Source organism: Streptomyces sp. SPB074, from assembly GCF_000154905.1.
Classification (GTDB): Bacteria; Actinomycetota; Actinomycetes; order Streptomycetales; family Streptomycetaceae; genus Streptomyces.
This window is the reverse complement of record NZ_GG770539.1, coordinates 708,193-708,507: the sequence shown is the minus strand read 5'-3', so window position 1 is coordinate 708,507 and position 315 is coordinate 708,193. Positions and strand designations below refer to the sequence as shown.

1 pseudogene is annotated in these 315 nt (G+C 77.5%); it reads right to left on the bottom strand.

From position 1 onward, the window contains the following. Positions 1-24: 24 nt before the first annotated feature. A pseudogene (locus tag SSBG_RS30580) lies at positions 25-210 on the bottom strand (ATP-binding cassette domain-containing protein); the annotation flags it as partial. Between the last annotated feature and the right edge of the window lie 105 nt (positions 211-315).

Sequence of the window (315 nt, the reverse complement as noted above, 5' to 3'; positions counted from 1 at the left end):
GAGGTCGGCGGGGTGTTACCCGGTGCCCGACACGGGGCGTTCCGCGCCGGCCAGCAGGCGCAGCAGGGTCGATTTGCCGGCGCCGTTCTCGCCGATGACGCCGAGGCGGCGGCCCGGCGGAACGGTGAGCGAGACACCGTCGAGCACGCGACGGCCGCCGAGGACGTGCACGAGGTCCTGGGCGCGCAGGAGGGGAGCGGGGGAAGACATGGAGGGAACCACCAAGGAGGACGCGGTACGGCGGGCGGGCACGACGCGGGGGCCACCCGGCCGGGCGCCGCGCGCGCCGCCGGGTGGCCCGGGCTCCGGGCTCAT